This window comes from Micromonospora sp. NPDC023956, assembly GCF_040639195.1.
GTDB lineage: Bacteria > Actinomycetota > Actinomycetes > Mycobacteriales > Micromonosporaceae > Micromonospora.
Window position 1 is genome coordinate 418,453 of the sequence record NZ_JBEZZN010000001.1, and the last position, 15,226, is coordinate 433,678.

At 72.9% G+C, this 15,226-nt stretch carries 10 protein-coding genes; 5 read left to right on the plus strand and 5 right to left on the minus strand.

The genetic code is table 11. The features are described 5' to 3' along the window. Window positions 1-9: 9 nt before the first annotated feature. The 3 genes from AB0F58_RS00975 (at window position 10) to AB0F58_RS00985 (ending at window position 3,927) form a co-directional block, all read left to right on the plus strand. Window positions 10-612: a cysteine hydrolase gene (locus AB0F58_RS00975; RefSeq protein WP_357136050.1), complete on the plus strand. Its 603-nt coding sequence runs from the start codon at window positions 10-12 to the stop codon at window positions 610-612. A 219-nt stretch (window positions 613-831) separates the two neighbouring features. Further along, entirely contained in the window at window positions 832-2,190 is a 1,359-nt protein-coding gene (locus tag AB0F58_RS00980) for a GAF domain-containing SpoIIE family protein phosphatase (protein WP_357136053.1), read from the plus strand. Window positions 2,191-2,295: 105 nt separating this feature from the next. Next, window positions 2,296-3,927 carry a PP2C family protein-serine/threonine phosphatase gene (locus tag AB0F58_RS00985; protein ID WP_357136056.1) on the plus strand — a complete coding sequence of 544 codons (1,632 nt, stop codon included), beginning with the start codon at window positions 2,296-2,298 and terminating at the stop codon, window positions 3,925-3,927. Between the two features lie 130 nt (window positions 3,928-4,057). On the opposite strand, the gene AB0F58_RS00990 is transcribed toward AB0F58_RS00985, so the two are convergent. From AB0F58_RS00990 to aceA, 3 genes are all read right to left on the minus strand, one after another. Beyond that, window positions 4,058-5,437, minus strand: coding sequence for a glycosyltransferase (locus AB0F58_RS00990; protein WP_357136060.1), 1,380 nt, complete (start codon window positions 5,435-5,437; stop codon window positions 4,058-4,060). Between the two features lie 339 nt (window positions 5,438-5,776). Beyond that, a complete protein-coding gene (gene aceB / locus AB0F58_RS00995; RefSeq protein ID WP_357136062.1) occupies window positions 5,777-7,375 on the minus strand; it encodes a malate synthase A in 1,599 nt (532 codons plus the stop codon). Next, a complete protein-coding gene (gene aceA / locus AB0F58_RS01000) occupies window positions 7,372-8,643 on the minus strand; it encodes an isocitrate lyase (RefSeq protein ID WP_357136065.1) in 1,272 nt (423 codons plus the stop codon). Before aceA ends, aceB begins: the two co-directional genes overlap by 4 nt. Window positions 8,644-8,841: 198 nt before the next feature. Between aceA and AB0F58_RS01005 the strand changes: the two genes are divergently transcribed. Next, window positions 8,842-10,245: a short-chain fatty acyl-CoA regulator family protein gene (locus AB0F58_RS01005; RefSeq protein ID WP_357136068.1), complete on the plus strand. Its 1,404-nt coding sequence runs from the start codon at window positions 8,842-8,844 to the stop codon at window positions 10,243-10,245. Window positions 10,246-10,308: 63 nt separating this feature from the next. Here the strand turns inward: AB0F58_RS01005 and AB0F58_RS01010 are convergent, their stop codons facing one another. Beyond that, window positions 10,309-11,559: a M23 family metallopeptidase gene (locus AB0F58_RS01010; RefSeq protein ID WP_357136071.1), complete on the minus strand. Its 1,251-nt coding sequence runs from the start codon at window positions 11,557-11,559 to the stop codon at window positions 10,309-10,311. 282 nt (window positions 11,560-11,841) lie between these two features. On the opposite strand from AB0F58_RS01010, the gene AB0F58_RS01015 reads away from it, so the two are divergent. Beyond that, window positions 11,842-13,092: a four-carbon acid sugar kinase family protein gene (locus tag AB0F58_RS01015; RefSeq protein ID WP_357136074.1), complete on the plus strand. Its 1,251-nt coding sequence runs from the start codon at window positions 11,842-11,844 to the stop codon at window positions 13,090-13,092. A gap of 15 nt (window positions 13,093-13,107) precedes the next feature. Here AB0F58_RS01015 and AB0F58_RS01020 read toward each other — a convergent pair whose 3' ends face one another. Next, window positions 13,108-15,168, minus strand: a complete 2,061-nt coding sequence (locus tag AB0F58_RS01020) for a protein O-GlcNAcase (protein WP_357136077.1) — start codon at window positions 15,166-15,168, stop codon at window positions 13,108-13,110. Window positions 15,169-15,226 lie beyond the last annotated feature (58 nt).

Here is a 15,226-nt window from a genome sequence, read left to right on the forward strand (position 1 = left end):
GGAGGGACCATGCCCGAGTTCGATCCGGCCCGCACCGCCGTCGTCAACGTCCACTGGCAGCACGAGGTCGTCAGCCCGGAGGGGACGTTCGGCCCGTTCTTCGCCGAACAGGTCGTCCGGCACCGGGTCGCGTCGTACGTCGCCCGGGTCGTCGCCGCGACGCGGTCCCGGGGCGGCCTGGTCGTCTTCACCCGCACCGTCCACCGGCCCGGCTACCCGGACCTGATCGCCAACACTCCCTTCTTCGCGATGGTCGCCGAGCGGCAGGCCTTCCTCAGCGGCACACCGCAGGTCCAGATCATCGACGAACTCGCACCGGAGCCGCAGGACGTGGTCGTCCACCAGGTGCGGCTCAGCGGCTTCTTCGGCACCGAACTGGACACCGTCCTGCGGGGCAGGGGCGTGGAGACGCTCCTGTTCACGGGGGTGGCCACCAACCTCGCGGTGACCGACACCGTGTTCGACGCGATCAACCTCGGGTACCGGACGGTGATCGTCTCCGACGCGTGCACCGCCGCGACCGACCAGGCACACCAGGCGAGCCTGGAGACGCTGGGTCAGCTCTGCGAGGTGGTCAGCACCGACGACGTCGTCCGCCGGCTGTCGGGCTGACACGCCCCGACGCCGCCCGAGCCGTCCGACCACGGAAACCGGACTCGACGCCCGGCGCCCCACCGAAGCCGCACGACCACTCTCCGTCGTCGCGGGAGGGCGGTTGCCGAGCGACAATCACGGTGGTCAGAATGGCACCATGACGGTGGCCGGTGCGGGCGGAGACGAACGTCCGCGGGCCCCCGCGCCCGGACGACACCGACACGTCGGCCGCTCGCGGTGACATCCCCGACCGGGCCACCCCGGCGTCCGGTCGCTCCCGACACCAGTCCGGCGGACGACGGTCCGCCACCCCTGCCCGCCGCCGTCACCGATCCCGCGCGACTGGCCGCCGTCCGGCGCACGGATCTGCTGGACACCGGTCCGGAGGAGCCCTTCGACCGGCTGACCCGGCTGGCGGCCACCCTGCTGAACACCCCGTACGCGTTCGTGACCGTCGTCGACGCCACCCGCTCCTTCTGGAAGAGCTGCGTCGGGGTCGACAGCACCGACCCGGAGAAGCGGCAGAGCCCCGTCGAGCAGTCGTTCTGCCGGTACGTCGTCGGCGCCGACGCCGAACTGGTCGTGCCCGACGCCCGCGCCGACCCCCGCACCCACGACAACCCGTCGATCGGCCTGACGGGGGTGGTGGCCTGGGCCGGTTTCCCGGTGCGCTCCGCCGACGGGCACGTGCTCGGCACGTTCTGCGCGGTCGACACCGTCCGCCGGGACTGGACCCCCCAGGACATCGAGGTGCTGCGCACGCTGTCCCACGCCGCCGCCGGTGAGATCGCGCTCCGCGACGCCCTGCGTGACGCGCAGGCCGCGACCGAACGCGCCGAACACGCCGCCGTGCAGGCCTCCACGCTCGCCCTCACTCTCCAGGAGAGTCTCCTCCCGACCCGACTTCCGCAGATCCCCGGCGTGCAGGTCGCCGCCCGCTACCGTCGCGGCGCCGGCGGCGACGAGGTCCTCGGCGACTTCTACGACGTCTTCCCCTCCACCGGCCGTACCTGGGGCGCGGTCGTCGGCGACGTCTCCGGCAAGGGCCCCAAGGCCGCGAAGACGACCGCGCTGGCCCGCTACACGTTGCGCGCCGCCGCGGCGCGCAGCTCCATCCCGAGCCACAACCTCGCCACTCTCAACGCGGCGCTACGCGAGTGGTACACCGACGACAGCCAGTACCTGACCGCCGTCTACGCCACCCTGCGCACCAACGACACCGGCGTCAACGTCCAGGTCAGCTGCGGCGGCCACGACCCGGCGCTGGTCCGCCGCGCCGACGGCACCGTGGAGACGCTCGGCCGCTACGGACTCATCCTCGGCTGGTTGGCCGAACCGCCGCTGCGCGACCAACGCGTCCAACTGCACCCGGGCGACAGTCTGCTGCTGTACACCGACGGCGTCACCGAGGCCCGCCGACCGGCCGACCGCGCGATGTTCGGCGTCGACCGGCTTCGCCGGGTCCTCGCCGGTGCCGTCACCAGCGCCGACGGGCTCGCCGACGCGGTCGAGGCCGCGGTCCTCGACTTCAGCGGGCACCGGCCCGGCGACGACACGGCGATCCTCGCCCTGCACGTGCCGGCCCCGCCGGCCTGAGCCCGCCCACCGTCGTCCCGCCGGAGCGGGCCGAGCCGGCGGCGGGCGGACGTCGATCGTCGGTGCACTCCGACCAGGGCCCGGCAGCAGGACTATGGTCGGCCGGTGGACGAACTCTTCGACGCGGCGGGATCGCTGCGGTCGGCCTACTCCCGGGTCGACTGGGCGACGACCCCGCTCGGCCCGGTGGCCGGCTGGAGCCGGACGCTGCGGGCCGCCGTCGACATCGCCCTGCACACCCGGTTCCCGGTGACCCTGCTCTGGGGCCCGGAGTTCGTCATGCTCTACAACGAGGCCTACGTCGACCTGATCGGCAACAAGCACCCGACGGCGCTCGGTGCGCCGGCGGCCCGGGTGTTCCCCGAGGTCTGGGACGAGATCGGGCCGATGCTGGAGTCGGTGCGCACGACCCGGCGCGCCACCTGGACCCGGAACATGCGGCTTCTGATGGACCGGCACGGCTACCTGGAGGAGTGCTTCTTCACGTTCTCCTACTCGGCCGTCCAGGGCGTCGACCGGCAGGTCGAGGGCGTGATCGACATCGCCTCGGAGACCACCGGGCAGGTGCTGTCCCAGCGGCGGCTGGTCCTGCTCGCGGTGCTCACCGACGCCCTGGGGGCCCTGGAGGAACCCGAGCAGATCCTCGACCGGGCGGTGTCGGTGCTCCGCGACGATCCCCACGACCTGCTCGACGTGGACGTCCTCCTCCCCCGCGCGGCCGGCGGGCCGCCGCCCGCCACGCCGCCGCCGGTGTTCGGCGCGGGCGACGTCGTCGTGGACGGGGTGGCCGGGACCGCCAGGGTCCGGGTCCGGCTGCCCCGGGTGTCCGGCGCCGGCGACGGTGCGGTGCTCGTGGCGCGGTTGAGTCAGCACCTGCCGGTCGACGAGGGCTACCTGCGGTTCGTCCGGCTGGTCGGCGCGACGGTGACGCAGGCGCTGCACCGGGCACACACCCGCCAGGCCGAGCGCCGGATGGCGACGCTGGAACGGGAGTTGTCCGAGAAGCTGCAACACAGCCTGCTCACCCCACCCGCCCAGCCGGCGGGCCTGGAGGTGGCCGTACGGTACCGGCCGGCTACCGAGTGGGCCCACATCGGCGGCGACTGGTACGACTCGTTCCTGCAACCCGACGGGAGCCTGGCCCTGGTCATCGGCGACGTGGCCGGCCACGACCGGCAGGCCGCCGCGACCATGGCGCAGATCCGGAACCTGCTCCGCGGCGTGGCGTACGGCCGACCGGCGTCCCCGGCCGCTGTCCTGGCCGGTCTCGACCGGGCGATGGGCGGGCTCCGGGTCGACGCCTTCGCCACCGCGATCCTGGCCCGCGTCGAGCCGGGTGACCAGCCGGCCCGACCGGGCACGCACACGCTGGGCTGGGCCAACGCCGGCCACCCGCCACCGGTGCTGGTCGCGCCGGACGGGCGCACCAGCCTGCTGATGACACCGCCGGAGGTGCTGCTCGGGTTGAGCGGTGACGTCGTGCGTACCGACCACCGCGTCACCCTCGCCCCGGGCAGCACCGTGGTCTTCTACACCGACGGTCTGATCGAACGGCGCGGCACGGTCCTCGACGAGGGGCTCGCCGACCTGACCGACGCCCTCGCCGACCAGCACGGGTCGACCGCCGAGCAGGTGTGCGACCACCTGCTCGGCCGCTACCCGGCCAGTGGCGAGGACGACATCGCCCTGGTGGTGCTGCGGATCCCGCCGACGCCGGTCGCGGGTTCCCACCGCTGACCCACCCCGCACGACCGGATCGGTCGGGCGGGACGCCTGGGCGCCCTGCGTGCCGCAGCACACGTCGCGTAGAGCATCCTAGGCTGCTTTGGTCCGGGTACGGTCCGCAGCCTCGGCGCGGTCGGCGGACTCAGAACCGCCGTCGGCGCCGCGCGGTGCTGCCGGTGGCCCGCAGGCGCAGCGCCCAGTACCCGCCGGGCTGCTCGGACTCCAGCACGGTGACCTCGAAACTGTGCCGCAACGCCCGCGTCAGGTACCGCACCTGCTCCGGACCGGGCGGCGGTCCGGCCGACAGGGGCGTGTCCGAGCCGACCAGGTAGGTCTCCGCGCCCAGCCGGGCGGACGACGCCAGGAAGGAGCAGAACTCCTGCCAGTGCAGGTAACGCCAGAAGTCGACGCTGACGACGGCGTCGAGGCTACCCGGCGTGATCGGCGGGTCGATGCCGATCAGGTGGTAGTTGCGTCCTCCGGTCGGGGCACCGTAGTCGAACGTGACGGCCCGGTCCCCGAGGGGCACCTCCGCGCTGCCCGTGCCGACCCAGAGCGTCCGGTTACTCGGCAACCGGTCCTTGAGCCACCGCCACGCGGGCCCGATCCGGCACGCCTGCCGCTCCACGCAGTCGGCCATGGCCTCCCGGTACCGGACGAGGATCTCCGCCGAGTAGATCGTGTCGACCACGCCGACGAACTCCCAGTCGACGCTGGGGTACTTGGCCAGGACCATCCGGCGGTTGCCGGTGTAGTCCTGGAGGTTCTGGAGCATGTTGCGGTAGTGCGGCAGGTGGTAGACCAGCGCGTCGGGGTCGTAGCGGAACGCCCTGTTCTCCGGGCCGAGATGACGGTCGATGCGGTAGAACAGCTCGGTGTCCTCCCACCCCCAGCGCGTGCCGAAGTCCTCGTCGAACCCACCGACGGCGTTCACCACCTCACGCGGCGCGGACACGTTGTGGCCGTGGGCGAACATCCACATGGCGCTCAGCCAGTGGTCCCCGGTCGGCATCCCGTTCGGGAAACGCATGTCTCCCCCGTCGTCGGCGCGCACGTCGGAGTCCGGCGTGACCGGTCCGCCGGCGAGCACCGCGTCCAGGTGCCGCCGGCCGAGTTCGTTACGCCGGCCGATCAGCACCTGGGGTGTCCCGGCGGAGGCGTGGAAGGCGACGTGCCGTTCGAGCAGGTTCGGGGTCGCGTACGAGTCGCTGTCGAGGAACAGGATGGTGTCCGCGCTGGCCAGACGGATTCCCTCGTTGCGCGCGGCCGACCGTCCACCCCGGGCCGGAAGCGCGACGACACGGAGGTTGAGGGGCTTGCCGTGATCGGCCACGTCGGAGTAATCTTCGGCGCCCTCGGCTCCGCCGTCGCGCACCACGATCACCTCGAACCGGTCGGCCGGGAGTGACTGCTGGCCCAGCGAACGCAGCGTCAGTTCGAGACTCTGCGGGTCCTTGAACGTCGGGATGACGACGCTGAGCGATGGCGCGTGCCCGCCTGCCTGCCACGTCGGCGATACCATATGTGCGGTTTCCTTTCAGGTCGTTGAGGCCGGCAACGGGCGTCGGGGGTGCCGGGCGACGAAATCCTCCACCTCCGGTCGTTGTCGTACCCGGGGTCGAGCGGCGGCGCCGACCGGGCTGCCTCGTTGGTCGGGGTTGCGGTCCCTCCGCACCGAGTGGACGTCCCTTGTGCGCGGTCTGATGGCGGCAAGGTAGCTGCCCTGCCAGGCAAGGTGAAACTCTCTCATCTGAATCTTGGCAGAAATCCGCCCTCAGCGCAGGGTGCAGCCGCCGACCTGAACGCGACGGAGCCGGGGAGGGCGTTGCCCTCCCCGGCTCCGTGCCGGTTCCGTCTCCGGTCAGATGTCGCCGTGGGACGGTCCGAGATGCCGGGCGTACGCGTCGGTGGTGAAGAACGCCGGCAGGTCCTCGCCGAGCGCGGTGTCCTCGAAGATCCGCGCCGCCGCCCCGGCGCGCTCCCGCCCGGTGTCGTCCCGTCCCTCGACCAGGGCGGCCAGTTCCTCGGCGAGGATCGACCGGACCAGGTCCCCGGTGACGCAGCCGCCGTCGGCCAGCGGTGTGCCGTGGTGCAACCACTGCCACACCTGACAACGGGCGATCTCGGCGGTCGCCGCGTCCTCCATCAGGTTCCACAGTGCCACCGCACCGGTGCCGGCCAGCCAGGCGTCCACGTAGCGCAGCGCCACGGCGACGTTGGACCGCAGCCCGGCGGCCGTGACCTGACCCGGGGTCTTGTCGACGGCCAGCAGGTCGGCCGGGGTGACGTGCACGTCGTCCCGGAGTCGGTCGAGCTGGTGCGGACGGTCGCCGAGCGCCGCGTCGAACACCTCGCCACAGACGCCGACCAGACCCGGATGGGCCACCCAGGAACCGTCGAACCCGCCGTCGGCCTCGCGCTGCTTGTCCGCCCGCACCCGGGCGAGGGCCGTCTCGTTGACCGCCGGGTCACGGCTCGGGATGAACGCCGCCATCCCGCCGATCGCGTGCGCGCCACGCCGGTGACAGGTCTGCACCAGCAGTTCGGTGTAGGCGCGCATGAACGGCACGGTCATGGTGACCTCGGACCGGTCCGGCAGGACGAAGTCCGGCCACTGCCCGAAATTCTTGATCACGCTGAAGATGTAGTCCCACCGGCCGGCGTTCAGTCCCGCCGAGTGCTCGCGCAGCTCGTACAGGATCTCCTCCATCTCGAACGCGGCGGTGATCGTCTCGATCAGGGTGGTGGCCCGGATCGTCCCCACCGGCAGGCCCAGGTAGCGCTGGGCGAAGACGAACACGTCGTTCCAGAGCCGCGCCTCCCGGTGGGTCTCCAGCTTCGGCAGGTAGAAGTACGGGCCGGCGCCGGCGTCGAGTTGCCGACGCGCGCAGTGGTACAGGTAGAGGCCGAAGTCGACCAGGCTGGCCGAGATCGGCCGCCCGTCGACGGCGATCCCCTTCTCCACGAGGTGCCAGCCGCGGGGCCGGACCACGATCGTCGCCAGCTCCTCGCCGAGCGCGTACCGCTTGCCGCGCGGGTCGGTGAAGTCGATCCGCCGGTCCAGGGCGTCCATCAGGCTGAGCTGCCCCCCGATGACGTTCTGCCAGGTGGGGGCGGTGGCGTCCTCGAAGTCGGCGAGCCACACGCGGGCACCGGAGTTGAGCGCGTTGACGGTCATCTTCCGGTCGGTCGGTCCGGTGATCTCCACCCGCCGGTCGACCAGCCCCGGTGCGGGCGGCGCCACCCGCCAGGAGGGGTCGGCGCGGATGTGCGCGGTCTCCGGGAGGAAGTCGGGGAGCTGGCCGGTGGCGTACCGGGCCCGGCGGGCCCGGCGGGTGTCCAGCAGGGCCACCCGGCGGGCGGCGAACTCGCTGTCCAGCGCCACCAGGAACGCCAGCGCCTCCGCGGTGAGAACCTCGTCGAAGCGGTCCGCCAGCGGACCGATGATCTCGTATCTCACGCGAACTGCTCCTCCTCGGTAGAGCCACGCAGGGCGGTGGTCTCGGCGGCCGGGTTGAGCACGGTGCTGATCAGGTCGAAGTAGCCGGTGCCGACCTCGCGCTGGTGCTTGACGGCGGTGTATCCGGCCGGCTCGGCGGCGAACTCGCGCTCCTGCAACGAGACGTAGGCCGGCATGCCGTCGGCGGCGTAGCCGCGGGCCAGGTCGAACATCGAGTAGTTCAGGGCGTGGAAGCCGGCCAGGGTGATGAACTGGAACTTGTACCCCATGTGTCCGAGTTCCCGCTGGAACTTGGCGATGGTCGCGTCGTCCAGGTGCTTGCGCCAGTTGAACGACGGCGAGCAGTTGTAGGCGAGCAGCTGGTCCGGGTAGCGGTCCTTGATCGCCTCGGCGAAGCGGCGGGCGACCTCCAGGTCCGGGGTGCTGGTCTCCATCCACAGCAGGTCGGCGTGCGGGGCGTACGCCAGGCCACGGGCGATGCACGGCTCGATGCCGTTGCGGACCCGGTAGAAGCCCTCGGCGGTCCGCTCGCCGGTGACGAAGGGCCGGTCCCGCTCGTCCACGTCGGTGGTGAGCAGGCTGGCGGCCTGCGCGTCGGTCCGGGCGATGACCACCGTCGGCACCCCGGCCACGTCCGCGGCGAGCCGCGCCGCCTCCAGGGTGCGGATGTGCTGGCCGGTGGGGACGAGCACCTTGCCGCCGAGGTGGCCGCACTTCTTCTCGGCGGCGAGTTGGTCCTCCCAGTGCACCCCGGCCGCACCGGCGGCGATCATCGCGGTCATCAGCTCGTACGCGTTGAGCGGACCACCGAAGCCGGCCTCGGCGTCGGCGACGATGGGCGCCAACCAGTCGGTCCCGTCGACCTCCCCCTCGGCGGTGGTGATCTGGGCGGCGCGGAGCAGGGCGTTGTTGATCCGGCGGACCACCGCCGGCACCGAGTTGGCCGGGTAGAGACTCTGGTCGGGGTAGGTGTGGCCGGCGAGGTTGGCGTCCGCCGCCACCTGCCAGCCGGAGAGGTAGATGGCCTTCAGGCCGGCCCGGACCATCTGCACCGCCTGGTTGCCGGTGAGTGCGCCGAGCGCGTGGATGTGGTTCTCGCGGTGCAGCAGGTGCCAGAGTCGGTTCGCCCCGTGCCGGGCGAGGGTGTGTTCCTCCTGGATCGCGCCGCGCAGCCGGACCACGTCCTCCGCGCGGTAGCTGCGCCGCACTCCCTGCCAGCGCGGGTCGTTCTCCCATTCGTGGCGCAACTGCTCGACCGTTGTCTGCATGGTCCTCGCTCCCCTCGGGTGCCGGTCTGTGGGTGTGTCGGTGCGCCGGTGGGCCGGCGTGTCATTCACGGTCACACGGGGTCGACGGGACGGTCGAGGGACGGAAGAAGCCAATTATTGAAAAGTCTCCACGCCGTTTTGTTAACTTGCGAAGGTCTTGATTCACAGCAGTGTTAATGTCGCACCACATCCGATGCGGTGGAGGGGGCGAGGGCGATCACCAAGACATTCGCCGGTGCCAGGTTGCGCCGGATGCGGGAGGACCGGGCGCTGAGCCAGGCGGACCTCGCCCGGCTGCTCAACATCTCGCCGAGCTACCTCAACCAGATCGAGCACGACTCCCGTCCGCTGACCGTCCCGGTGCTCATGCGCATCACCGAGGTCTTCGGCGTCGACCCGACCGTCTTCGCCCCGCACGACACCCCCCGGCTGGTCGCCGGGCTGCGGGAGGCGCTGGGCGGTCGGGTCCGCATCGCCGACCTCACCGAACTCGCCAACCGGCTGCCCGAGGCGGCCGAGGCCGTGCTCGAGCTGCACCGTCGCCACCAACAGCTCGACGAGCAGCTCGCCGAGCTGGTCGGTGACCGGGACCTGGTCGGCCGCAGCCCGCACGACCAGGTCACCGAGTTCTTCTACCGGCGGCAGAACTACGTGCCGGACCTGGACGAGGCGGCGGAGCAGCTGGCCGCGCGGATCGGACTGCGTCGCGGTGAGGTCCGCGCCGTCCTGCGGGACCGGCTGGCGCAACGGCACGGGATCCGGGTCTCCCGCGAGGACGCCGGACAACTCGGCGGCGACCTGCACCGCTTCCGTCCCCAGACGCAGACCCTGCACCTGTCCACGTCGCTGCGCGGCGGGCAGGAGGCCATGCGGATGGCCGCCCAGATCGCGCTGCTGGAGTACGCCGACGTGATCGACGAGATCGTCGAGGAGGAGCGGTTCGAGGACACCCAGACCCAGATCCTCACCCGGGTCGGCCTGGCGAACTACTTCGCCGCGGCGCTGATCCTGCCGTACGGACAGTTCCTGGCCGCCGCCGAGCGTCGCCGGTACGACATCGACCTGCTCACCGAGCACTTCGCGATGGGCTGGGAGACGGTCTGCCACCGGCTCAGTACCTTGCAGCGGCCCCGGGCCCGGGGTGTGCCGTTCTCGTTCGTCCGGGTCGACCGGGCCGGCAACATGTCGAAACGCCAGTCCGCCACCGGTTTCCCGTTCTCCCGTACCGGCGGCACCTGTCCGCTGTGGAACGTCTACGAGGCGTTCAGCTCACCGGGCCGGGTGGTCACGCAGGTCGCCGCCATGCCGGACGGGCAGCGCTACCTGTGGATCGCCCGGACGATCACCCGCCACCACGGCGGCTACGGCCAGCCCGGCAAGGTCTACGCGATCGGGTTGGGCTGCGAGATCCGGCACGCCGGCCGGCTGGTCTACTCGGCCGGGATGGACCTGCACGCCGCCGAGGCCGCGACACCGATCGGCCCGGGTTGCAAGACCTGCGAGCGGATGGGCTGCCCCCAGCGGGCCGCGCCGCCGATCAGTCGGCGACTCGACCTGGACGAGAATCGCAGCACCTTCATCCCGTACCCGCTGCGGGACTGACCCGGGTCGGGCGGTGCGGGCGGCGGGCGGGGTCGTGCTCGGCCCCCGCCCGCCGACCCGCCGTCAGGCGGTGTAGAGGATCTTCACGCCGTTCAGCGTCAGGGCCGAGACGGTCGAGCCGCGCACGCCGGAGTTGAGGTTGCGCCAGCCGCTGTCGCTGGCCGCCTCGTGCACCATGCCACCGGCCACGGTGTAGACGTGCTTCACGCCGTTGTGCGTCATGGCCGCCAACGCCGAACCGCTCACCCCGGAGATCCCCGAGTTCAGGTTCCGCCAACCGTTGGCACTCGACGCCTCGTGCACCCAACCACCGACCACCGTGTACACGTACTTCACACCGCCCACGGTGATCGCCGCCAACGCCGAGTTGCTCACCCCGGAGATCCCGGAATTCAGATTCCGCCAACCGTTGGCACTCGACGCCTCGTGCACCCAACCACCGACCACCGTGTACACGTACTTCACGCCGTCGAGCGTGATGGCCGCCAACGCCGAGTTGCTCACCCCGGAGATCCCGGTCCAGAGGTTGCGCCAACCGGTGTTGCTGGCCGCCTCGTACACCCGGCCGTCCCGCACCGTGTACACGATCTTGACGCCGTCCAGTTCGATCGCGGCGGTGGCCGACCCGACGACCGGGCCGGTCGCGCCGCCGACCGGCAGCGCCCGCCAACCGGTGTTGCTGGCGGCCTCCCACACCTGCCGGGACGCCACACCGCAGTTGTTGCTGACCACGCTGCGCGGTGCCGAGACAGGCCCGGAGACGTAGAGCGGGCCGGTGTGCGGGCTCCCGTCCGAGGTGATGCCGGACGGGACGCCGCCGAACCACGCCTCGGTCTTGACCCCGTCCCGGACCTGCTCGTAGTGCAGGTGCGGTCCGGTGGAGTTGCCGGTGCTGCCGACCCGGCCGATCTGCTGGCCGGTGGCGACCCACTGGCCGGACCGGACCGGCGGAGACTCGATCATGTGCATGTACGAGGTACGCCAGCCGCCGCCGTGGTCGACGACGACGTACCAGCCCCCGCCGCTGCCCCAGCCGGCGAAGGCCACCGTGCCGGCGTAGGACGCGAGGATCGGCCGACCGTTGCTGGCGCCACCGGTCCAGGTCATGTCGATGTCGTAGTCGTCGTGGCCGTAGTAGGTGGCCAGCCGCCACGACTCCCCGCAGGGGAACGGTAGTTGGAAGTCCGGCCGCGGGCCCGCCGCCTGGGCCGGCGTACCGAGCGCGGCCGGGCCGACGGCGGGCACCACCGGGACCACGACGGCGGCGAGCGCCAGACCCACCGCCGCGAGGACACGGGAGACGATGCTCCTCATGGAGCTCCCTTCCGGGCTGATCGTAGAGATCGAAACAGCTGCCGACCATACTCTCGGACGATCATCATCGATATCGACGGTCATCCCGGCGTCCGTCGGCGGTTCGCCCGGACCTGACCGTTCACCGTGCCGCGTCCACTGCCGTGCACATGCCCGACCCCGGTGCTGTCTCGGCGGGCACCAGCCCCGGCACGGCGTGCCTCCGCGCACGGCGACCTGGTCGGTCCGGTCGCCTCGACGGCGTGGGAGGATGCGCGGCAGGCTGACGGGAGGCGGGACCACGTGACGAAGACGGTCGTACTCGACGACGACCCCACCGGCACCCAGTCGGCCAGCGGGGTCCGGGTGCTGCTGCGCTGGGACGCCGACCGGTTGACCGAGACCCTGCGCACGGTGGACGCGGTCTACCTCCAGACGAACTCGCGGGCGGTCGACGCGGCGACGGCCGTGGCGCTGTGCCGGCGGATCCGCAACGAGATCGCGGTCGCCTCCGCCGTTCTCGGCGAGCGGGTCGACGTCGTGCTGCGCGGCGACTCGACGCTGCGCGGGCACGTCTTCGCCGAGACCGACGTCTTCACCGGCGACGACACGCCGATCCTGTTCCTGCCGGCCTTCCCGGCCGGCGGGCGGACCACCCTCGGCGGGGTGCACTACGTGCGGGTCGACGGGGTACGGGTGCCGGCGCACCGGACGGAGTACGCGGCCGACCCGGTCTTCCCGTTCCGGCACGGCGACCTGGTCGACTACGTGCGGGAGATGGGTGCCCGGCAGGCCGTGCCGGTGCCGGTCGACCAGCTGCGGTCCTCGCGTGGCGCGGCGGTGACGGCGGCCCTGCTCGCCTCGCCCGGCCGGGACGTGGTGGCCCCGGACGCCGAGACGGACGCCGACATCGACCTGGTCCACCGGGGACTGCGCGCGGCCCGGCAGCGGGGCCGGTCGGTGGTGGTCCGCTGCGCGGCGCCACTCGCCGCCCGCTGCGCCGGTGCGGTCAGTCCCGGCCTGCTGCCCCGGCCGTTCGACGGCGGCCGGGGGCCGGTCCTGGTGGTCTGCGGATCGCACACCTCCGGGGCGACCGCCCAACTGACCGAACTGCACCGCCGCCGGGGGGTCGCCTCCCTGGTCGTCGACACCGAGGCCGCGCTGCGCGACCCGGCGGCGGCGGGACGGGCCGTCGTCGCGGCGGCCGAGCGGGCGCTGACCACCGACGGGATCGCGGTGGTCGGCTCGGAGCGGGTACGCCGGGGCGACCACCACACGCTGGCGCACGGCGAAGCCGTGATGGCCGCCCTGACGACGGTGGTCCGCGAGCTGGCCGGCACCGCCCGTGTGGTGGTGGCCAAGGGCGGGATCACCTCGGCCGAGGTGGTCGGCACGGGACTCGGCGCGGACGCCGCGACGGTGCGCGGGCAGGTGCTGCCCGGCGTCTCGGTCTGGGACCTGGACCGGACGACGGCGACCGCGACGACCTGTGTGATCGTGCCGGGCAACGTCGGCGGTCCGGACACCCTGGCGGAGATCGTCGAGGCGATCTGAGGGGTACGGCGGCCGTCAACCACCCGCCCGGGTGGGCGGTCCCTCGGGGGCCCCGACGGTGGCCGGCGCCACGGGCGACGCGACGCCGGCGGGACCGGCCTGACGGGGGATCCGGGTCAGCAGCGCGTCCACGGCGGCGGCCACGAGCGCGTACCCCTCGGGGGTGACCAGCCACGGGGCCGGTCCGTCCGCGCTGAGGAAGACGCCGATCCGGGGCGCCGGCGCTTCCGACCCGTCGGCCAGCGCGGCACCCGTGGCGTAGTGGAACAGGACGGCGCGGTCCTCGTCGGCGACCCGGGCCACCACCCGGGCCTGCGGCCCGACGTCGGCGACGGTGAGCTTTCCCGGACCACGGTAGACCGGCACGAGACCGTCGAGGCCGGCCGCGAGCGGGTCGTCCGGTGCCACCAGCCGGACCCGGTCGTGCAGCAACAGGACCGCGCTGTCCCGGGCCAGCCCGAGCGGAACGAGGCCGTGCCAGGCGAGCAGCGGAGCCCCGACGCGGGCCACGGCGTCGATCGCGGCGTCGTCGGCGCCCCGGGTGACGATCACCGCCGCCGCCCGGTCGAGGTCGGCCGCCGACGGGGTGGCCACCGGGCGCACCCGGTAGCCGCGCCGGGCGCACAGCTCGGTGACGACCTGGTCGCCGGCGGTGGGACGGGGCCCGGTCACCAGCAGGGCGTACGGCCCGGCGTCGGGAGCCACCGGGGCGGGGGCCGTGCGGCGCAGCACCTCCCGCACGAAGGGCGGGATGACCGGTCGCAGCAGGTTGGCGTGGTGACTCTCGGCGTCCGCCAGGGCCCGGCCGGTCTCCGCCCGCAGCGCCTCGATCGGCGGGGTGGACGCGGTCGGGGTGGCCGTCGTCCGCTCGGCCGTGGCGGCCCGGAGCAGGCGTACGGCGGCCAGGCCGGCGGTCGCGCCGGACGCTCCGGCCGTCAGCCACGGCCGCAGGGCGGCGACCAGCGGCTCCGGCTCGGCCGCTGCCGCGCATCCCCGGGCCAACTCGTCCAGACGGTCGGTCAGCACGTCCAGGGCGGCCGGCGCACCGGCGAGGGCGTCGTCGATCGCCCGGAGGAGGTCGGGGTCCTGCGCCGCGCTCGGCGGCCAGGCACTACAGGCCCGGACCAGGGGTTCCAGGTGGACCGCCCCGGTCCCGGCGACGGTGAGCAGCGCCCGGCGGGCCGAGTCCGCCGGGTCGTACCGGCCCGGGTCCCGGGCCCAGTCGGCGACGGAGGCGAGCGGGATACGCGACGGCACCGCCTGCACCATCGGGTTGGCGAGCACCCCGACCAGGGCGGAGCCCGCCAGGTCCGTGGCCCGGCCGGTGAGCGGGCCGAGGAAGAGCCGGCTCGGCTCGTAGTCGTTGACAGGGTAGTTGTCCCAGAGCACGAGGGGACGCCGGTAGCTGGCCGCCGCCCGGTCGACGTCCTCCCGGGTGATCGCGGCGACCACGATGTCCGGGCCGGTCCAGGCGACCACCACCTCCGGCGGGGCGGTCCGCGCGAACTGCTGCCGGTAGGCGGAGGCGTCGGTGCCGGCGTAGTCGGTGGGGCAGACGAGCAGGGGTTCCCGGACGCCCCGGGGAATGAGGAAGTCGTCGACGAAACGGGTGCAGGCCTCGCCGTGCGCCGCGCCCGCGCCGGGCCAGCGGTCCCGCTCCTCCGGCCGGCTCAGCTCGGTGGGCACGTCGTCGAAGAAGAGCGCGAAGGACTCGATTCCGGCGTCCCACAGGCCGGCGGCCTTCGCGGCCAGGGCCCGGTGGTCCGCGTCGTCGGCGAACCGCATGCTGAGCCCTGGGCTGATCGCGTAGACGAAGCGGATGCCCAGCGAGCGGGCATGGTCGGCGAGGTCGGCGAGCTGGCGCAGCTCCTCGGCCGGGTACGGGTCCCGCCAGCGCGACCGGTGGTAGGCGTCGTTCTTCGGCGCGTAGACGTACGCGTTGAGGCCGACGTCGGCGGAGAACTCCAGGTGGGCCCGACGCTCCGCGGGTGACCACGGTGGACCGTAGAACCCCTCGACGGTGCCCCGCAGCGGCAGCGCCGGGCCACGGCCGGCGGGCGGCCCGGCGACAGACATGTGGGAACGTTATCAGAGCTGTCCCCGGTGGTGTTCCATCTGGTTTGCGCCCGACCCG

Excerpts from the sequence above, each read along its gene's own strand:
- AB0F58_RS00975 (WP_357136050.1), top strand. The coding sequence starts at position 10 with ATGCCCGAGTTCGATCCGGCCCGCACCGCCGTCGTCAACGTCCACTGG.
- AB0F58_RS00990 (WP_357136060.1), bottom strand. The coding sequence starts at position 5,437 with ATGGTATCGCCGACGTGGCAGGCAGGCGGGCACGCGCCATCGCTCAGC.
- aceA (WP_357136065.1), bottom strand. The coding sequence starts at position 8,643 with ATGCAGACAACGGTCGAGCAGTTGCGCCACGAATGGGAGAACGACCCG.
- AB0F58_RS01010 (WP_357136071.1), bottom strand. The coding sequence starts at position 11,559 with ATGAGGAGCATCGTCTCCCGTGTCCTCGCGGCGGTGGGTCTGGCGCTC.
- AB0F58_RS01020 (WP_357136077.1), bottom strand. The coding sequence starts at position 15,168 with ATGTCTGTCGCCGGGCCGCCCGCCGGCCGTGGCCCGGCGCTGCCGCTG.